General features: G+C 64.8%; 29 protein-coding genes. 2 read left to right on the plus strand and 27 right to left on the minus strand.

Features of this window, described 5'->3' with window-relative positions; all coding sequences use genetic code 11:
• The first annotated feature begins 60 nt into the window (after positions 1–60).
• Both AC6BOR_RS06350 and AC6BOR_RS06355 read left to right on the plus strand, forming a co-directional pair.
• Positions 61–438 carry an ATP synthase F1 subunit epsilon gene (locus AC6BOR_RS06350; RefSeq protein ID WP_498060348.1) on the plus strand — a complete coding sequence of 126 codons (378 nt, stop codon included), beginning with the start codon at positions 61–63 and terminating at the stop codon, positions 436–438.
• Between the two features lie 173 nt (positions 439–611).
• Positions 612–1,079, plus strand: a complete 468-nt coding sequence (locus AC6BOR_RS06355; protein WP_498060349.1) for a hypothetical protein — start codon at positions 612–614, stop codon at positions 1,077–1,079.
• A 221-nt stretch (positions 1,080–1,300) separates the two neighbouring features.
• Here the strand turns inward: AC6BOR_RS06355 and AC6BOR_RS06360 are convergent, their stop codons facing one another.
• The 27 genes from AC6BOR_RS06360 to rplB all read right to left on the minus strand — a co-directional run bounded on the left by AC6BOR_RS06360 (position 1,301) and on the right by rplB (position 17,944).
• Positions 1,301–1,999, minus strand: a complete 699-nt coding sequence (locus AC6BOR_RS06360) for a DUF4136 domain-containing protein (protein WP_498060350.1) — start codon at positions 1,997–1,999, stop codon at positions 1,301–1,303.
• A 123-nt stretch (positions 2,000–2,122) separates the two neighbouring features.
• Positions 2,123–3,118 (minus strand): tryptophan--tRNA ligase, encoded by a 996-nt coding sequence (gene trpS / locus AC6BOR_RS06365; RefSeq protein ID WP_498060351.1) that lies wholly within the window; start codon positions 3,116–3,118, stop codon positions 2,123–2,125.
• Positions 3,115–4,686 carry a murein biosynthesis integral membrane protein MurJ gene (murJ, locus tag AC6BOR_RS06370; RefSeq protein ID WP_498060352.1) on the minus strand — a complete coding sequence of 524 codons (1,572 nt, stop codon included), beginning with the start codon at positions 4,684–4,686 and terminating at the stop codon, positions 3,115–3,117. The genes trpS and murJ overlap by 4 nt, the downstream gene beginning before the upstream one ends.
• Before the next feature lie 243 nt (positions 4,687–4,929).
• Positions 4,930–5,415: a protein-export chaperone SecB gene (gene secB / locus AC6BOR_RS06375; RefSeq protein ID WP_498060353.1), complete on the minus strand. Its 486-nt coding sequence runs from the start codon at positions 5,413–5,415 to the stop codon at positions 4,930–4,932.
• 22 nt (positions 5,416–5,437) lie between these two features.
• A complete protein-coding gene (gene rplQ, locus AC6BOR_RS06380) occupies positions 5,438–5,848 on the minus strand; it encodes a 50S ribosomal protein L17 (protein WP_498060354.1) in 411 nt (136 codons plus the stop codon).
• Positions 5,849–6,133: 285 nt separating this feature from the next.
• A complete protein-coding gene (locus tag AC6BOR_RS06385) occupies positions 6,134–7,186 on the minus strand; it encodes a DNA-directed RNA polymerase subunit alpha (protein ID WP_498060355.1) in 1,053 nt (350 codons plus the stop codon).
• Positions 7,187–7,298: 112 nt separating this feature from the next.
• Entirely contained in the window at positions 7,299–7,688 is a 390-nt protein-coding gene (gene rpsK / locus AC6BOR_RS06390; protein ID WP_017666982.1) for a 30S ribosomal protein S11, read from the minus strand.
• 51 nt (positions 7,689–7,739) lie between these two features.
• Entirely contained in the window at positions 7,740–8,108 is a 369-nt protein-coding gene (gene rpsM / locus AC6BOR_RS06395; protein WP_086117723.1) for a 30S ribosomal protein S13, read from the minus strand.
• Positions 8,109–8,276: 168 nt separating this feature from the next.
• The gene (locus AC6BOR_RS06400; RefSeq protein ID WP_498060356.1) at positions 8,277–8,924 is read right to left on the minus strand and encodes an adenylate kinase; all 648 of its coding nucleotides are present in this window, start codon (positions 8,922–8,924) and stop codon (positions 8,277–8,279) included.
• Positions 8,921–10,273: a preprotein translocase subunit SecY gene (gene secY / locus AC6BOR_RS06405; RefSeq protein WP_498060357.1), complete on the minus strand. Its 1,353-nt coding sequence runs from the start codon at positions 10,271–10,273 to the stop codon at positions 8,921–8,923. Before secY ends, AC6BOR_RS06400 begins: the two co-directional genes overlap by 4 nt.
• Positions 10,274–10,384: 111 nt before the next feature.
• Positions 10,385–10,921, minus strand: coding sequence for a 50S ribosomal protein L15 (gene rplO / locus AC6BOR_RS06410; RefSeq protein WP_086117726.1), 537 nt, complete (start codon positions 10,919–10,921; stop codon positions 10,385–10,387).
• Between the two features lie 91 nt (positions 10,922–11,012).
• A complete protein-coding gene (gene rpmD, locus AC6BOR_RS06415) occupies positions 11,013–11,195 on the minus strand; it encodes a 50S ribosomal protein L30 (protein WP_086117727.1) in 183 nt (60 codons plus the stop codon).
• A 10-nt stretch (positions 11,196–11,205) separates the two neighbouring features.
• The gene (gene rpsE, locus AC6BOR_RS06420; RefSeq protein ID WP_094473918.1) at positions 11,206–11,898 is read right to left on the minus strand and encodes a 30S ribosomal protein S5; all 693 of its coding nucleotides are present in this window, start codon (positions 11,896–11,898) and stop codon (positions 11,206–11,208) included.
• Position 11,899: 1 nt separating this feature from the next.
• Positions 11,900–12,253, minus strand: a complete 354-nt coding sequence (rplR, locus tag AC6BOR_RS06425) for a 50S ribosomal protein L18 (protein WP_086117729.1) — start codon at positions 12,251–12,253, stop codon at positions 11,900–11,902.
• Positions 12,250–12,783, minus strand: a complete 534-nt coding sequence (gene rplF, locus AC6BOR_RS06430) for a 50S ribosomal protein L6 (protein ID WP_086117730.1) — start codon at positions 12,781–12,783, stop codon at positions 12,250–12,252. The genes rplR and rplF overlap by 4 nt, the downstream gene beginning before the upstream one ends.
• A gap of 3 nt (positions 12,784–12,786) precedes the next feature.
• Positions 12,787–13,182, minus strand: a complete 396-nt coding sequence (rpsH, locus tag AC6BOR_RS06435; RefSeq protein WP_086117731.1) for a 30S ribosomal protein S8 — start codon at positions 13,180–13,182, stop codon at positions 12,787–12,789.
• A gap of 11 nt (positions 13,183–13,193) precedes the next feature.
• The gene (gene rpsN, locus AC6BOR_RS06440; protein ID WP_086117732.1) at positions 13,194–13,499 is read right to left on the minus strand and encodes a 30S ribosomal protein S14; all 306 of its coding nucleotides are present in this window, start codon (positions 13,497–13,499) and stop codon (positions 13,194–13,196) included.
• A 3-nt stretch (positions 13,500–13,502) separates the two neighbouring features.
• The gene (rplE, locus tag AC6BOR_RS06445) at positions 13,503–14,081 is read right to left on the minus strand and encodes a 50S ribosomal protein L5 (RefSeq protein WP_086117733.1); all 579 of its coding nucleotides are present in this window, start codon (positions 14,079–14,081) and stop codon (positions 13,503–13,505) included.
• Positions 14,074–14,394 carry a 50S ribosomal protein L24 gene (rplX, locus tag AC6BOR_RS06450; RefSeq protein WP_086117734.1) on the minus strand — a complete coding sequence of 107 codons (321 nt, stop codon included), beginning with the start codon at positions 14,392–14,394 and terminating at the stop codon, positions 14,074–14,076. The genes rplE and rplX overlap by 8 nt, the downstream gene beginning before the upstream one ends.
• Complete coding sequence (gene rplN / locus AC6BOR_RS06455) at positions 14,394–14,762, minus strand: 50S ribosomal protein L14 (protein WP_017666969.1); 369 nt, start codon at positions 14,760–14,762, stop codon at positions 14,394–14,396. Before rplN ends, rplX begins: the two co-directional genes overlap by 1 nt.
• A 76-nt stretch (positions 14,763–14,838) precedes the next feature.
• On the minus strand, positions 14,839–15,075 hold the full coding sequence (gene rpsQ, locus AC6BOR_RS06460; RefSeq protein WP_086117735.1) for a 30S ribosomal protein S17: 237 nt from the start codon (positions 15,073–15,075) through the stop codon (positions 14,839–14,841).
• A 3-nt stretch (positions 15,076–15,078) separates the two neighbouring features.
• Entirely contained in the window at positions 15,079–15,291 is a 213-nt protein-coding gene (gene rpmC / locus AC6BOR_RS06465) for a 50S ribosomal protein L29 (protein WP_498060358.1), read from the minus strand.
• A gap of 5 nt (positions 15,292–15,296) precedes the next feature.
• Positions 15,297–15,725, minus strand: coding sequence for a 50S ribosomal protein L16 (gene rplP / locus AC6BOR_RS06470; RefSeq protein ID WP_086117737.1), 429 nt, complete (start codon positions 15,723–15,725; stop codon positions 15,297–15,299).
• Positions 15,726–15,738: 13 nt separating this feature from the next.
• Positions 15,739–16,434 (minus strand): 30S ribosomal protein S3, encoded by a 696-nt coding sequence (rpsC, locus tag AC6BOR_RS06475; RefSeq protein WP_086117738.1) that lies wholly within the window; start codon positions 16,432–16,434, stop codon positions 15,739–15,741.
• Complete coding sequence (gene rplV, locus AC6BOR_RS06480; protein ID WP_086117739.1) at positions 16,434–16,820, minus strand: 50S ribosomal protein L22; 387 nt, start codon at positions 16,818–16,820, stop codon at positions 16,434–16,436. Before rplV ends, rpsC begins: the two co-directional genes overlap by 1 nt.
• Positions 16,820–17,095: a 30S ribosomal protein S19 gene (gene rpsS / locus AC6BOR_RS06485; RefSeq protein WP_086117740.1), complete on the minus strand. Its 276-nt coding sequence runs from the start codon at positions 17,093–17,095 to the stop codon at positions 16,820–16,822. Before rpsS ends, rplV begins: the two co-directional genes overlap by 1 nt.
• A gap of 6 nt (positions 17,096–17,101) precedes the next feature.
• Positions 17,102–17,944, minus strand: a complete 843-nt coding sequence (rplB, locus tag AC6BOR_RS06490) for a 50S ribosomal protein L2 (RefSeq protein ID WP_086117741.1) — start codon at positions 17,942–17,944, stop codon at positions 17,102–17,104.
• Positions 17,945–17,949: the final 5 nt, after the last annotated feature.

A 17,949-nucleotide genomic window follows, 5' to 3' on the forward strand; every position in this document is an offset into this window, starting at 1 on the left:
CCGAACCTGTGAAACCCACCCCCAGCCCCTCCCGCAAGCGGGAGGGGAGCGGAGCGGAAAATGGCTGAACTGCTCGATTTCGAACTCGTCTCGCCGGAACGCCGGCTGGCCCGCGCCAAGGTGGCCATGGTGGTCGTGCCCGGCACCGAAGGCGATTTTGGTGTGCTGCCCGGCCACGCGCCGATGATGAGCACCATCCGCCCCGGCGCCATCCACATCCATGAAACCGATGGTGGCCCGGCCACGCAGCGGTTTTTCATCGATGGCGGCTTTGCCGAGGTGACCGAAACCGGCCTGACCATCCTGGCCGAACAGGCGACCCCGGTGGCCGAGATCGATGTGGCCGCCGTGGCCACCCAGCTCGCTGCGGCGCGCAGCGCTGGTGATGAGGCGGCCGTCGCCCGGCTGGAAGCCATGCAGGCTGCAGCCACCAACTGATCGGCCGTCCTGGCCCGAAAACACCCCGCCCCGGGCGACCGCGGCGGGGTTTTTCTTTGGCCTTCAGGCGCAGGGCCGTTCACCATCAGGACAGCTGCTGGTTGCCATCCTTTCGCGGTTCCCCCCGGCGTCGAAACCGCCTAAACTCTTGGCCTGAAACACTGGAGCTCTCGGTGATGCGCCTGCCCTTCGCCCTTTTGCTGATGACTGCTGCTCCGGCACTGGCGCAGACGCCCGCCAATCCGACCACGGCGCCGCCGCGTCCCTCCATCCTGAAGCCGGCCGACATCCCAACCGGCGACGGCACCCAGCCCCGGCAGCGCCTGGTGACGGTGTTTGGCAACGAAGCCTGCCCGAAGCCGCGGTCCGCCGATGAAGTGGTGGTGTGCGCCCGCCTGCCCGAATCGGAAGTCTATCGCATTCCCGAACCGCTGCGCCGGGCTGAAAACCGCCAGAGCGTGCTGACCCAGAACCGCGCCCTGCTGCTCGGCGATGGCGCGGGCGGGGCCGGCAACAGCATTGGCAGTTGCAGCGCCATCGGCCCCGGCGGATTCACCGGCTGCGATCGCAAACAGATCGATGCCTGGGCGCAGGACCGAACCAACCGCATGGGCTACAACGAGCCGACGCCCAAGCCCTGAGGCGGGGTCAGTCGCCCTTTTTCTTCTTCTGGTTGGCGGCATAGAGTGAAATCGCCATGCCAATCAGGCTGATGAACACCGCGCCAAGCGCAATCCAGACGGCCATGCCCCATTCTCCCCACCCAGCGTTTGCCCTGCCATCCGATTAATGGCATCGCCCGCAAGGACAATGGGGCGCATCGCGCAGTCGCGACACGCCCCATCAAGCGGTAGAGACAGGCTTACCCCAGCGGCTTCACCGTAGGCGCCACGCCCGGCTTGGCCGGATCGAAGCGCACGCGCACGGTCTCGCCGCTGTTGCCGGGGAAGTTGGCAAAGATCGCCGTCACCAGATTGGGCACCAGCTTGGTGAGATTGTTGCTGCTGCTCACGGTTTCGGCGCGGCCTTCGAACACGCTCTGCTTGTCGCCAGTGCGATTGATGCGCATGGCGACAACGGCATTATATTGGGTGACGCTGTAGACATCATTGGCGCCCCAACCGCCCCAGCCACCAAAGCCCGGGCCCCAGCCGCCAAAGCCGCCCCAGCCTGCGCCCCAATAGGGACCCCAGCCACCCCAGCCGCCCCAGCCACCAAAGCCCCAGCGGCCAAAGCCGACACCGGGCCGCGTCTGCACCTTCTCGCGCGGCGGCGTGACATGATAATCCAGCTGCACCGTCAGCGCGGCGGCTTCGGGGCTGCTGGCCTCCTGGAAACCGGCGGCGATCAGCTTCTGTTTCACCAGATTGGCATAGGTGGCAAATTCCAGCCCGCCGCTCATCGCCTTGTCGCGCGGTTCGATCACGAAGCTGTTGCCCTGCGCCGCCGGCATTTGCTGGAAGCGGGCCACACGGGCTTCAAAGCCGGTGGTGCAGGCCGAGAGCAGCGCGGCGGCGGCCAGCGGCAGGATGATGCGGGCATGGGCAAGCTTGGCGGTCATTGATCGAGGCTCCAGATGAACTCTCTGCAATCTATGCCCGCAAATCTAGGGCATTGCACGTGTCCGCCCGATGAACGACACATGTATGTCAATTCATGTTGATGTGGCCGGGATGCGGACGGGTCAAGCCACGAAGCCGACGGCGCGGTGAACCTCGGCCAGCACAGGCTCGGCAATCGCCCGGGCCCGTTCGGCACCACGGGCACAGATCGCCTCGATCGCCACATCGTCGTTCTTCAGCTCGTTGAAGCGGCTGGTGATCGGGGCAAGCCTGGTCACCATCACGTCGGCGAGGGCCGGCTTGAAGGCGCCAAAGCCCTTGCCGCCAAATTCAGCCAGAACATCGGCGATGCTGCGATCGGTGAGCGCGGCCATCAGATTGACGAGATTGGCCGCTTCCGGCCGGCCAGCCAGGCCCGCCGGCTCGGACGGCAAGGCATCGGGATCGGTCTTGGCGCGCTTCACCTTGGCGGCGATGGTGTCGGCATCGTCGGTCAGGTTGATGCGGCTCTGGTCGCTGGGGTCGCTCTTGGACATCTTGGACGAACCATCGCGCAGGCTCATCACCCGGGTCGCCGGCCCTTCGATCACCGGCTCGGGCGGCGGGAACAGCTCCACCCCCATATCATTGTTGAACTTGATGGCGATGTCGCGCGCCAGCTCAAGATGCTGCTTCTGGTCTTCACCCACCGGCACATGGGTGGCCTTGTAGGCCAGGATGTCGGCCGCCTGCAGCACCGGATAGGTGTAGAGGCCGACCGACGCACCCTCGCGGTCCTTGCCGCTCTTTTCCTTGAACTGTGTCATGCGGTTGAGCCAGCCGACCCGGGCGGTGCACATCAGCACCCAGGCCAACTCGGCATGTACACGCACCCGGCTTTGCGGGAACAGCACGCAGCGTTCAGGGTCAAGCCCGGCGGCGATCAGCGCGGCGGTCATTTCGTGGATGCCGCGCCGCAGGGTGGCCGGATCCTGCGCCACGGTGATGGCGTGCAGATCGACGACGGAAAAGATGCACTCATGCGCATCCTGCATGCGCACCCAGTTGCGGATCGCGCCGAGATAATTGCCGAGATGCAGGTTTCCGGTGGGCTGGATGCCCGAGAAGATGCGGCTCATGATCGCTTCCGTCGCGCCCTGAGGCGGGCAAAAAGGGCAGAAAGGGTGAACAGGCCCAAGATGCGGGCCGCCGTCAGATAGGCCAGGCCGCCCGCCGATATCAACAGGCCAAGCAGGACGATCTGGTGCGTGAAGGCCATTTCCGGCGCCACCGCCAGCCAGGGGGCCAACAGCAGCAGCACGGCCACCATCGCCACCGTGGCCAGCACCAGCCGCGGCAGCAGCCGTCGGGCCCGGGCATCAAGCTGGAACTGGCCGCGCGTGCGCAGCAGCCACCACAGGGTGAAGGCGTTCATCCAGGCCGAAATGGCGGTGCCCACGGCGATGCCGACATGGCCCAGCGGCCAGACCAGGACCAGATTGGCGATCAGATTGACCAGCATGGAGGCCAGTGCGACGCGCACCGGGGTGCGCGTGTCGGCCCGGGCGTGGAAGCCGGGGGTGAGCACCTTGATCAGCACATAGGCCGGCAGGCCCAGGGCAAAGCCGGCCAGCGCGGCGGCGGTGGCGGCGCTGTCGGCCGCGCCGAACTGGCCGTGTTCGAACAGCACGCGGATGATCGGTTCGGCGGCCACCACCAGGCCGGCGGCGGCGGGCAGGGTGAGCAGCAGCACCAGTTCGACGGCGCGGTTCTGCTGGGCAATGGCGCCGGCATCGTCTCCGCCGCCGAGCAGGCGCGACATGGTGGGCAGCAGCGCAGTGCCGACTCCGATCCCGATGATGCCGAGCGGCAGCTGGTTCAGGCGATCGGCATAATAAAGCCAGCTGACCGCGCCCTCGCCCAGGAAGCGGGCGGCAAGCGCGGTGGAGATGAGCAGGTTGATCTGCACGGCGCCGGCACCGAGCGCGGCCGGCAGGATCAGCTTCAGCAGCGCCCGCACCTGCGGGGTGACCCGCGGCCAGCGCAGGCGCAGCGCCACGCCGGCCTTGCTGCACGACCACATCAGCCAGGCCAGCTGCGCGATGCCGCCGATCGTGACACACAGGGCCTGCACACGCGCGGCCGCCACATCATCGCTGACGCCCGACCACAACAGCCCGGCAATCAGCACGATGTTGAGCAGGATCGGCGCCGCGGCATTGACGGCAAAGCGGCCGACCGAATTCAGCAGCGCCCCCAGCAGGGAGGTGAGGCTGATCAGCATCAGATAGGGGAAGGTGAGCCGGGTGAGATGAACGGTGAGTGCCAGTTTTTCGGCGCTGGCATCGGGAAACCCGCCGGTGAGCGACCACACAACCGGGCCAGCGGCCGCCACCATCACCACGGTGAACAGCAGCAGAACCGGCAGCAGCACCGCCAGCACCTCTTCGGCAAAGGCGCGGGCACCATCCATGCGGCCGCCATCGGCGCCGACCTGGCGGTTGAACATCGGCACGAAGGCGGCCGAGAAGGCCCCTTCGGCGAACAGGGCGCGGAACAGATTGGGCAGGCGCTGGGCGATGAGAAAGGCATCGGCCGCCATGCCGGCACCGATCAGCGTCGCCTGCAGCACATCGCGCACGAACCCGGCAACGCGCGACAGCAGGGTGAGGCTGCCGATGGTGGCGGTGGCGCGGAGGAGGTTCATTGCGCAGCGCCGATCGCGCGCGCGCCGCGCGCGAACAGGCGCAAGCACGGCCGGGCGGACAACGCGCGCATTTGCGCGTTGGACCGCTTCGACGTCACGACGCGGCTTTGCCGCGGCGGCTGGACTCTGGAACTGGAAACTGCAGGCACGCCGCCTTGTTGATGCAGCGGCGCAAAAGTGCAAGGCCCTCAAACGAAAACGGGCGACCCGAAGGCCGCCCGTTTCGTCTCAGCACCAGCTGGATCAGGCGTTGCCGACCTGGCCCTGCTGCTGTTGCGCCAGATACAGCGCGCCGAAATCGATCGGATCAAGCATCAGCGGCGGGAAGCCGCCGTCGCGCACGGCATCGGCAATGATGCGGCGGGCGAACGGGAACAGGATGCGCGGGCCTTCGATGATGCAGAAGGGCTCCAGCGCCTCTTCCGGCACGTTCTGCAAGCCGAACAGTCCGGCATAGACCAGCTCGACCACAAAGGTCGGCGTGCCTTCGACATCGGCCTTGGCGGTGATCTTCAGCTCCACCTCGTAAACATTGTCGGCCACCTTGCGGGCATTGACGCCAACATTCACGTCGATGCGCGGCTGCGCCTGCATCTGCAGGCTGTTCGGCGCATTGGGATTTTCGAAGGACAGATCCTTCACATATTGGGTGATGATCGCCACCTGCGGCATCGGCTCGTCCATGAAGCCGTTGCCTTCGTTGGCGCCCAGATCGATCTCGTCAGCCATCGGGCCTGTCCTTCAAAAGGGATTATTCGTCGTCGCCGGTGATGACCGGGCCGCTGTCCTGGCCCTTGGCCGACACGTCGCGATCAACGAATTCCACGATGGCCATCGGCGTGGCGTCCGAACGGCGGATGCCGGCCTTCAGCACGCGGACATAACCGCCCTGGCGGTCGGCATAGCGGGCAGCCAGCACGTCAAACAGCTTGGCGAGCTGGGCTTCATCGCCCATGCGGGCCATGGCGAGGCGGCGGTTGGACAGGCCACCATGCTTGGCGAGCGTCACCAGCTTTTCGACATAGGGGCGCAGTTCCTTGGCCTTGGGCAGCGTCGTCTTGATCTGCTCATGCTTGATCAGGCTGGCGGCCATGTTCTTCAGCATGGCAATGCGGTGGGCCGAGGTGCGGCCGAGTTTGCGATGGGCAACGCCGTGGCGCATGGGTCTTCACTCCGTTCGTTCGGGGGCCGTATAGTGGCCCCATCGAAATGCCATTTCGATGGGAACCCACTGGTACCCCGGACCAGGCTGAGGGATGGGGTCAGCCAGATGCCCCTTTGCCTCGAAAGGCGGTGCGGGTCGCGGCAGAGCCGCGCCCTGTAGCCTGCCCCGGCGAAGGCCGGGGTCGATCGGGCTGCCGTTGGCGGCTGAGGCCGCCGCCGGCACCCGCCGGCCAGACTGCACCGAGTCTGACGCCAACGCTGCGCGTTGCCGTCAGCCGGCTTGTCAGAATTCTTGTTCCAGCTTCTTGGCCATCTCTTCGATGTTTTCCGGCGGCCAGCCGGCAATTTCCATGCCGAGGCGCAGGCCCATGTGCGAGAGGACTTCCTTGATCTCGTTCAGCGACTTGCGGCCGAAGTTCGGCGTGCGCAGCATCTCGCTCTCGGTCTTCTGCACCAGATCGCCGATGTAGATGATGTTGTCGTCCTTCAGGCAGTTGGCCGAACGCACCGACAGTTCCAGCTCGTCCACCTTCTTGAGCAGGTAGCGGTTGATGCTGGCGCTGTCGTCCACTTCCACGGCGCCACCGGCGGCGGCGGCATGGGCCACCGGCGCGGCCACGGCCGCATCCTCGAAGTTCACGAACAGCTGCAGCTGGTCCTGCAGGATCTTTGCGGCATAGGCCAGCGCGTCTTCCGGCGTCAGGCTGCCATCGGTTTCCACCGTGATGGTCAGCTTGTCATAATCCAGTTCCTGGCCAACGCGGGTGTTGTCCACCTTGTAGCTGACCTGGCGCACCGGCGAGAACAGCGCGTCAACCGGGATCAGGCCGATGGGGGCATCGGCCGGACGGTTGGCACTGGCCGGGACATAGCCCTTGCCGGTTTCGACCGTCAGTTCCATGTTCAGCGTGGCGCCGGCATCGAGGTTGCAGATCACCAGATCCTTGTTCATCACCTCCATGTCGCCGGAAACGGCGATCTGGCCGGCGGTGACCGGGCCCGGGCCAGTGGCGTTCAGATAAACGCGCTTGGCACTGTCACCCGCCATGCGGATGCCGATCTGCTTGATGTTCAGCACGATGTCGGTGACGTCTTCACGCACGCCCGGCAGGCTGGAGAATTCGTGCAGCGCACCGTCCATCTTGATGGCGGTGACCGCGGCGCCCTGCAGCGAGGACAGCAGCACGCGGCGCAGGGCGTTGCCCAGCGTCAGGCCAAAGCCACGCTCCAGCGGTTCGGCGATGAACGCCGCCTTCTGCTTGCCGTCACCGCTGGGGCGCTGCTCCAGACGGTTCGGCTTCTTGAGTTCGGTCCAGTTCTTGGCGATGACTGCCACGGGGTTCACCTCGATTGTGGGAGGAGCAGATCGTCACCTGCCCGTCCCGTTGGACGATGAAAGTCTTGCACGCTGGGCGCCACCAACGGAGCCCGGCGCCAGGGCAGACAGATCAGACGCGACGACGCTTGGGCGGGCGCACGCCATTGTGGGGGATCGGGGTCACATCGCGGATGGCGGTGATCACGAAGCCCACGGCCTGCAGCGCGCGCAGGGCCGATTCACGACCCGAACCCGGGCCGCGCACTTCCACTTCCAGGGTGCGCACGCCATGTTCGGCGGCCTTCTTGCCGGCGTCTTCGGCAGCCATCTGCGCCGCGAACGGCGTCGACTTGCGGCTGCCCTTGAAGCCCATGGTGCCAGCCGACGACCAGGCAATGGCGTTGCCCTGCGCATCGGTGATGGTGATCATGGTGTTGTTGAAGCTGGCGTTCACGTGCGCGACGCCAGAGGTGATGTTCTTGCGCTCCCTGCGCTTGATGCGAGCAACTTCGCGAGCCATTTTGAAAGATCCTTAAGCCTGATGTGGGGAAGAAGAGCGGCGGTGACGCGCTTACTTCTTCTTGCCGGCGATCGGCTTGGCCTTGCCCTTGCGGGTGCGGGCGTTAGTGTGCGTGCGCTGGCCGCGGACCGGCAGGCCCTTGCGGTGACGCAGACCGCGATAGCAGGCCAGGTCCATCAGGCGCTTGATGTTCATGGCGTTCTGGCGGCGCAGATCGCCTTCCACGGTCAGCTCGCGGTCGATCTTTTCACGGATCAACAGGATCTCGGCGTCGGTCAGGTCCTGCACGCGGCGCTCCGGCGGGAAGCCGAGTTCGGCGGCCAGGCGGCTGGCGGTGGTGCGGCCGATGCCGTGGATATAGGTGAGCGCGATCTCAACGCGCTTGTTGGTCGGGATGTTGACACCCGCAATACGTGCCACAGTCGTTATCCTTTCATGCTCCACGGCGGCCCTGGGCAAGATGCCACCATCTCAAAGCAATATGCCGGCCACCCTAGAACGGGCCGCCGGTTCGTCATCCGATGGAACGGAAGAGAGGCGGTTAGACGCGAGTCGCGCAGAAGTCAAGCCGGCAACAAGCGGAGTCAATCAGGCGTTAAGGATCGAGTCGATCGCGGCCGCCACATCATCCATGCTGGCCATGCCATCGATGCGCGAAACAATGCCGCGGCCTTCATAATGCGGAATGATCGGCGCGGTCTTGGCGCGATATTCGGCCATGCGCTGGCGCACGGTTTCGGCATTGTCATCGGGGCGCCGCTTGAACTGGGTGCCACCACACACATCACAAACGCCTTCGGTCTTCGGCTGCTTGAAATGATCGTGATAGCCTTCACCACAGCTGCCGCAGGTGAAGCGGCCGGTGATGCGCTCGACCAGCGCGTCCTCGTCCACCACCAGCTCGATGACATGGTGGATCGCCAGGCCCTTCTCGGCCAGCATCGCATCCAGGGCATCGGCCTGGACATCGGTGCGCGGATAGCCATCCAGGATGAAGCCGGCGCGGGCATCATCATGGTCAAGCCGTTCCGACAGGATGCCGTTGACGATCTCGTCAGAAACGAGGCCGCCTGATGCCATCACCGCCTTGGCGGCGAGGCCAACCGGGGTGCCAGCCGCGACAGCGGCGCGCAGCATGTCACCGGTTGAAAGCTGCACCATCCCGCGCTCCTTGACGAGGCGGCTGGCCTGGGTGCCCTTGCCCGCCCCCGGCGGACCCAGCAGGATCAGATTCAACGGCGGTTCCCCCTCAACTTGGACTTCTTGATCAGGCCCTCATATTGGTGGGCCAGCATGTGGCTCTGGATCTGGGCCACAGTGTCCATGGTGACGTTCACGACGATCAGCAGGCTGGTGCCGCCGAAATAGAAGGGCACCTTCAGCTGGCTGATCAGGAATTCCGGCAGCAGGCAGATGGCGACCAGATAGGCGGCACCGATGACGGTGAGCCGGGTCAGCACATAATCCAGATATTCCGACGTGCGGGTGCCGGGGCGGATGCCGGGCACGAAGCCGCCATATTTCTTCAGATTTTCCGCGGTCTCGTCCGGGTTGAACACCACGGCGGTGTAGAAGAAGCTGAAGAACACGATGCCGGCGGCATAGAGGAACATGTAGAGCGGCGCGCCATGCTGCAGCGCCGTCGTCACCGTCGTCAGCCATTCCGGCATGTTGCCCTTCTGGCTGAAGAACTGCGCGACGGTGAGCGGCATCAGCAGCAGCGAGCTGGCAAAGATCGGCGGGATCACGCCCGAGGTGTTGATCTTCAGCGGCAGAAAGCTCGAATCGCCCTGGAACATGCGATTGCCCATCTGCCGCTTGGGATATTGGATCAGAATCTTGCGTTGCGCCCGCTCCATCACGCAGATGCCGGCGATGGTGGCCAGGGCCACAATGGCGACCAGCAGCACGAAGGCCGGGCTGATCGCGCCGGTGCGGCCCTGTTCGAACAGGGTGCCGACGGCGGTGGGGAAATGCGCCACGATGCCGGCCATGATGATCAGCGAAATGCCGTTGCCAATGCCGCGGCTGGTGATCTGTTCACCCAGCCACATCAGGAACATGGTGCCGCCCAGCAGCGAGATCACCGTGGAGATGCGGAAGAACCAGCCCGGATCGAGCACGGCCGACGCGCCCGAACCGGCGCCCCAGCTTTCAAGGCCAACGGCAATGCCATAGCCCTGCAGCACGGTCAGGAACACCGTGCCATAGCGGGTGTACTGGTTCAGCGTCTTGCGCCCGGCTTCGCCTTCCTTTTTCAGCGCCATGAAGCTCGGGATCAGGCTGGTCAGCAGCTGCACCACGATGGACGCGGTGATGTAGGGCGTGATGCCCAGCGCGATCAGGCTCATCCGCTCCAGCGCGCCGCCGGAGAACATGTTGAAGAAATCCAGCACGCCGCCGCGGGTCTGGTTGAACAGGCTGTTCAGCGCCAGCGGATCGATGCCGGGCAGCGGCACGAAGCTCACCAGCCGGAACACGATCAGGGCCCCCAGCGTGAACCAGATCCGGTTCTTCAGCTCGGTGGCCTTGCTGAAATTGGCGAACGAAAGGCTCGCTTCCATCTGTTTGGCGGCAGTCGCCATCGATCCCTACCCGATCATTCTGGTGCGTTGAAACGGCAAACGCCGCGTGTCCGTCCCATGTAGGCGACACGCGGCGCTTTTGCCATGGGTCTGATTGACCCGGACCGAAACTTACTTGGCAGCCTTGGCAGCGCGGGCAGCGGCGCGGGCGGCCTTCTGCTCCTCGCGGCTCAGCGGCGCCGGGGCCGGTGCGGGCAGTTCGATCGAACCGCCGGCGGCTTCCACCGCTGCCTTGGCCGTGGCCGAAGCACCGGCGAGCTTCAGCGTCACCTTGGCGGTGAGTTCGCCAACGCCGAGCAGGCGCACGCCGTCACGGGCGTTGGTGATGATCTTGGCGGCCACCAGCGCATCGGCATCGATCAGGCTGCCGGCATCCAGGCGACCGGCATCGATGGCCGACTGCAGGGTGCCCAGGTTCAACACGGCATAATCCTTGCGGAAGATGTTGTTGAAGCCGCGCTTCGGCAGACGCATGTGCAGCGGCATCTGGCCGCCTTCAAAGCCGTTGATGGCAACGCCCGAACGGCTGGTCTGGCCCTTCTGGCCGCGACCGGCGGTCTTGCCCACGCCGGAGCCGATGCCGCGGCCAACGCGCACGCGCTTCTTGCGGGCACCGGGATTGTCGTGAAGATCGTTGAGCTTGGTCATGTTTTGCACTCGCTTTCGCTGTCGCGCTTGAAAATGGGTCCGGCCCGCCGGCACCGCCCATCAGGGCCGCGCCGGCGGGCCGGAAAATGCGTCAGGCCAGTTCCTCGACCTTCACAAGATGCGCAACCTTGGCGATCATGCCACGCACTTCCGGCGTGTCAGTGTGCTCGCGGCTGCGGTGCAGCTTGTTCAGGCCCAGGCCGATCAGGTTCTTTTCCTGGTTCGGGGCGCGGCGGATCGGCGAACCGATCTGGGTGACTTTCAGCTTGGCCATGATGTCCTCCTCACGCCACCGCTTCGGCGTCGGCTTCGGCCACCTTGGCCGAAATGTCGCCACGGCGCGCCAGCAGATCAGCCACCTTCTTGCCGCGGCGCTGGGCCACGCTCTTGGGGCTGACCTGGCCGGTGAGGGCCGCAAAGGTCGCGCGGATCATGTTGTACGGGTTGTTGGTGCCCACCGACTTGGTGACCACGTCGGCAACGCCGAGCGCTTCGAACACGGCGCGCATCGGACCACCGGCGATGATGCCGGTGCCCTGCGTGGCCGAGCGGACATAGACCTTGCCCGCGCCGAAATGGCCGAAGCCATCATGGTGCATGGTGCGGCCATCGCGCAGCGGCACGCGGATCATCGCCTTCTTGGCAGCGGCCGTCGCCTTGGCGATGGCTTCCGGCACTTCGCGGGCCTTGCCATGGCCAAAGCCAACACGGCCCTTGCCGTCGCCAACCACGACCAGCGCTGCAAAACCGAAGCGCTTGCCGCCCTTCACGGTCTTGGAGACGCGGTTGATGTGGACGAGCTTTTCGATCAGCTCTTCACCGGCGGGTTCACCGCTGGCTTCGCGGCCACGGCGCTGGCCGCGCTCACCGCGCTCGCCACCACCACGACGGTCATTGCCGCCACGACCGCGACCGCGGCCACGGCCCCGGCCTTCGCCTTCCGGCGCAGCGCCGGCAACTTCGATCTCTTCGCTCATATCAGAACTCCAGCCCGCCTTCGCGGGCGCCATCGGCCAGCGCCTTCACGCGGCCATGGAAGAGGAAACCGCCACGGTCGAACACCACGGCCGACACACCGGCAGCCTTGGCGCGTTCGGCCAGGCGCTTGCCCACCGCCGCAGCCGCGTCGGTGGTGGCACCGGTGGTGCCGCGCACGTCCTTCTCCAGGGTGGAGGCGGCAGCAACGGTGATGCCCTTGGTGTCGTCGATGATCTGGGCATAGATATGCTGCGACGAACGGTGGATCGACAGCCGCGGACGGCCGCCGCTCTTGAGACGGATCGCCGTGCGGACGCGGCGGCGACGCTGCTCGAAGGGGGTGAGCTTGCTCATTTCTTCTTCCCTTCCTTCCGGAAGATGAACTCGCCGCGATACTTGATGCCCTTGCCCTTGTACGGCTCGGGCTTGCGCCAGCGGCGGATCTCGGCGGCCACCTGGCCAACGCGCTGCTTGTCGGAACCGCTGATTTCAACGGTCGTCTGGTCAGGCGTCTTGATGGTGATGCCGTCGGGGATGGCGAAATCGACGTCGTGGCTATAGCCTAGCTGCAGCTTCAGATTGCTGCCCTGCACCGAAGCGCGATAGCCGACGCCGGTGATTTCCAGCACCTTGGTGAAGCCGCTGGTCACGCCGGTGACCAGGTTCGACACCATCGTGCGCTGCATGCCCCAATAGGCACGGGCGCGCTTGGTCTCGTTCGCCGGCTTCACGGCGATCTCGCCGCCGTCGATGGTGTAGCTGATGTCATCCACCAGCGGCATCGACATTTCGCCCTTGGGGCCCTTCACAACCAGCATGCGCTCGTTGATCGTGGCGGTGACGCCGGCCGGAATGGCAACGGCTTTCTTTCCAATGCGCGACATGGCTTAGAACACCTGGCAGAGGACTTCGCCGCCCACGTTCTGCTCGCGCGCTTCCGCGTCCGACAGAACGCCCTTGGGCGTCGAAACGATGGTGATGCCCAGACCGTTGCGCACGCGCGGCAGCTCGGTGGCGCCGCTGTAAACGCGGCGGCCGGGCTTCGACACGCGAGCCAGGTGCTGGATGGCCGGCTTGCCTTCGAAATACTTCAGGTCAATGCGCAGGTTCTGATGGACGCCATCGAGAACCGACGAATAACCGCGGATGAAGCCTTCGCGCTGCAGCACGTCGAGCACGCGGGCGCGCAGCTTGCTGGCCGGGGTGAGAACGCTATCCTTGCGGGCCTGCTGGCCGTTGCGGATGCGGGTGAGCATATCGCCCAGGGGATCAGACATCGACATCCTGGCTATCCTTACCAGCTCGACTTGGTCACGCCGGGGATCAGGCCCTTGTTGGCCAGTTCACGCAGCATGACGCGGGAGAGCTTGAACTTGCGATAATAGGCGCGCGGACGGCCCGTCAGTTCGCAGCGGTTGCGCACCCGGGTCGGGTTCGCGTTGCGGGGCAGTTCAGCCATCTTCAGGCGGGCCATCAGACGCTCTTCATCAGAGCGGCTTTCATCGTTGGCAATGGCCTTCAGAACGGCATATTTGCCGGCGTACTTCACAACCAGCGCCTTGCGGCGCTCGTTCTTGTTGATCATCGAAAGCTTTGCCATGGCTCAGGCCGCCTTCTTCTCGAGGGTGTAGCCAATGAACGGGAAGCCGAACAGGGCCAGCAGGGCGCGGGCCTCCTCGTCGGTCTTCGCGGTCGTGGTGACAATGATGTCCATGCCGCGGATCTTGTCGATCCGGTCATAGTTGATCTCGGGGAAGATCAGCTGTTCCTTGATGCCCATGGCATAATTGCCACGGCCATCGAACGACTTGGCGGACAGGCCACGGAAATCCTTCACGCGCGGCAGGGCGATGGTCACCAGACGGTCAAGGAATTCATACATGCGCTCGCGGCGCAGCGTCACTTTGCAGCCGATCGGCATGCCTTCACGCAGCTTGAACTGCGCGACCGACTTCTTGGCGCGGCAGATCACCGGCTTCTGGCCAGCGATCAGGGCCATTTCACCGGCAGCCTGCTCGACCTTCTTCTTGTCCTGGGTGGCTTCGCCGACGCCCATGTTGAGCACGATCTTCTCGATCTTCGGCACTTCCATGATGTTCTTGTACCCGAACAGCTCGACCATCTTGGCGCGGACCTTGTCCGCATAGAGGGTCTGCATGCGGGGGGTGATCTTGTCAGCCATTGATCTGCGCTCCCGACTTCTTGGCGATGCGCACCTTCTTGCCATCAACCATGGCGAAGCCGACGCGGGTTGGCTGGCCGGTGGTGGGATCCTTCAGCGCAACCTTGGACGCGGCCATCGGGGCTTCCACCCGCTCGATGCCACCGTTGGGGTTGGTCTGCGACGGCTTGTTGTGGCGCGTGATCAGGTTCACGCCAGCGACCACAACCTTGCCTTCACGCGGCAGGCTGCGGGTCACGGTGCCTTCCTTGCCCTTGTCCTTGCCGGACAGGACGATGACCGTGTCACCCTTCTTGATCTTGGCAGCGCTCATCACAGCACCTCCGGCGCCAGGCTGATGATCTTCATGTGACCGGTCGCGCGCAGCTCGCGCACCACCGGGCCAAAGATACGGGTGCCGATCGGCTCCTCGTTCTTGTTGATCAGCACAGCCGCATTGCTGTCGAAACGGATCACCGAACCGTCGGGACGGCGGATATCCTTGGCGGTGCGCACAACCACAGCGCGGTGCACGTCACCCTTCTTCACCTTGCCCTTGGGCTGGGCTTCCTTAACCGACACCACGATGATGTCGCCCACACCGGCGAACCGGCGCTTGGAGCCACCCAGGACCTTGATGCACATCACCCGCTTGGCGCCACTGTTGTCCGCCACGTCGAGGTTCGTCTGCATCTGGATCATGCGTTCGATCCTTCCTTAAAGTCTGCCAATTTCCGACTGGCAGACGGCTTGAAACTCAAACCCGGGAAAACTGGCCTCAGCCAACCTTCTCGAGAACTTTCCAGGTCTTCAGCTTGGACATCGGCGCGCATTCCTCGATGCGCACGGTGTCACCGGCCTTGATCACATTGCCCTCATCATGGGCGTGATACTTCTTCGAGCGACGGATGATCTTGCCGTACACCGGGTGAGCGACCTTGCGCTCCACCAGCACGACGACCGTCTTGTCGCCCTTGTCGGACACGCAGGTGCCCTGCAGAACACGCTTCGGCATGTCTTACGCTCCCGGCTGGGCGGCCTTGCGGGCCGATTGCAGCGTCTTGATGCGGGCGATCGTGCGGCGAACTTCGCGCACCCGGCCCGGCTTTTCCAGCTGGCCGGTGGCCGCCTGGAACCGCAGGTTGAACTGCTCGCGCTTCAGCTCAGCGAGCTGGGTGGCGAGTTGATCGTCGGTCGAAACCTTCAGATCGGCGAAATTGTTCTTGGCCATTTGCCTTAATCCTGGGTCGTCGGTTCGCCCAGGCGAACCACCATCTTGGTCTTGATCGGCAGCTTGGCAGCGGCACGTTCGAAGGCGCCGGCGGCCACGTCATAGGGCACACCGTCGAGTTCGAACATGATGCGGCCGGGCTTGACGCGGGCCACCCAATATTCCGGCGAGCCCTTGCCCGAGCCCATGCGCACTTCGGCGGGCTTGGACGAGACCGGAACATCCGGGAAGATGCGGATCCACAGGCGGCCCTGGCGCTTGATGTGGCGCGAGATCGTCCGGCGGGCGGCTTCGATCTGGCGGGCGGTGATCCGCTCCGGCTCCATCGCCTTCAGACCGAAGGCGCCGAAGTTCAGCGCGGTGCCACCCTTGGCGTTGCCATGGATGCGGCCCTTGAAGGCCTTGCGGAATTTAGTGCGCTTTGGCGACAGCATTTCAATTCACTCCTCAGCGCGCCGGACGGACGCCCGACGTCTGGGCTTCCATCATCAGACGGTCCTGGGCCATCGGATCGTGGCCAAGGATTTCGCCCTTGAAGATCCAGACCTTCACGCCGCACACGCCATAGGCGGTGTGGGCCTGATGCTCGGCGTAATCGACGTTGCCGCGCAGGGTGTGCAGCGGCACGCGGCCTTCGCGATACCATTCCACGCGGGCGATTTCAGCGCCGCCCAGACGGCCGGAGCAGGTGATCTTGATGCCTTCGGCGCCCAGACGCAGGGCCGACTGCACGGCGCGCTTCATGGCGCGGCGGAAGGCGATGCGGCGCTCCAGCTGATCGCACACACCGGCGGCGACCAGCTTGGCATCGATTTCCGGCTTGCGGATCTCGACGATGTTCAGCGACACGTCGCTGCGGGTCATCTGGCCGATCTGCTTCTTCAGCTTCTCGATGTCGGCGCCCTTCTTGCCGATGATCACGCCCGGGCGCGCGGCATAGATGGACACGCGGCACAGCTTGGCCGGACGCTCGATCACCACCTTGGAGATGGCGGCCTGGGCGTGGTTCTTCAGGATGAACTCGCGGATGCGCAGATCCTCCAGCAGCAGATTGCCGTAATCATCGCCCTTGGCGAACCAGCGGCTGTCCCAGGTGCGGTTGATCTGCAGGCGCAGACCGATGGGGGACGTCTTGTGACCCATTAGTTTGCTCCCTCTTCACCGGCTTCGCGCACGACAACGCGCAGGCGGCTGAACGGCTTGGTGATGGCCGAAGCGCGACCGCGTGCCCGCGGGGTGAAGCGCTTCATGGTGATCGCCTTGCCAACGCTGGCTTCCTTGACGACGAGCGAATCGACATCGAGGTTGTGGTTGTTCTCGGCGTTGGACGACGCGGAATACAGAACCTTGTATACCTCGACGGCCATCGCCTTCTTGGAGAACTTCAGGATGTTCAGCGCATCGGTGACCTTGCGGCCACGGATCAGGCCAGCAACCAGGTTCAGCTTGTAGGCCGAACCACGGATGGTGGTGGCAACAGCCAGCGCCTCGCGGTCGCCAACCTTGCGGGGGGACTTGGGCTTGGACATCAGCGCTTGCCCTTCTTGTCAGCGGCGTGGCCGGGGAAGAAGCGCGTGGGCGCGAATTCGCCCAGCTTCATCCCCACCATGTCTTCATTGACCAGCACGGGGATGTGCTTCTTGCCGTTGTACACATTGAAGGTGAGACCAACGAACTGCGGCAGGATGGTGGAACGACGCGACCAGGTCTTGATCGGGGCGCGGGCACCACCCGCTTGCGCGGCTTCGGCCTTCTTGAGGAGCGAGAGGTCCACGAACGGACCCTTCCAGACAGAGCGGCTCATCTGGCCTTACCTCTTCTTCTTGGCGTGGCGGCTGCGGATGATCATGTGATCCGTCGCCTTGTTCGAACGGGTCTTCATGCCCTTGGTCGGCTTGCCCCACGGGGTGACCGGGTGACGGCCGCCCGAGGTGCGGCCTTCACCACCGCCGTGCGGGTGGTCGACCGGGTTCTTGGCAACACCGCGGGTGAGCGGACGATAGCCGAGCCAGCGGTTGCGGCCGGCCTTGCCCAGGTTCTGGTTGCTGTTGTCGGGGTTCGACACGGCACCAACCGTCGCCATGCACTCGGCGCGGACATAGCGGGTTTCGCCCGAGTTCAGGCGGATGATCACCATGCCCTTGTCGCGGCCCACCACCTGCACGAAGGTGCCGGCGGCGCGGGCCATCTGGCCACCCTTGCCTGGTTTCAGCTCGACGTTGTGGACAATGGTGCCAACCGGCATCTGGCCGATTTCCATGGCATTGCCCGGCTTCACGTCGACCTTCTTGCCGGCGATCACCTGATCACCAACGTTCAGGCGCTGCGGCGCGATGATATAGGCTTGGGTGCCCGCCTTGTCGGCATATTTCACCAGGGCGATGAAGGCCGAACGGTTGGGGTCATATTCCAGACGCTCGACGGTCGCGGCGACATCCCACAGGCGGCGCTTGAAATCGACGACGCGATACAGGCGCTTGTGACCGCCACCAATGCCGCGCGCGGTGGCGTGGCCCTTGTTGTTGCGGCCGCCGGTCTTCTTCAGACCTTCGGTGAGCGCCTTGACCGGGCGACCCTTGTGCAGGGCCGAACGGTCGATCAGCACCAGGCCACGGGTGCCGGGGCTGGTCGGGTTGAAATTCTTGAGAGCCATGACTT

The organism is Sandarakinorhabdus sp. FBCC-B8862 (genome assembly GCF_059745315.1).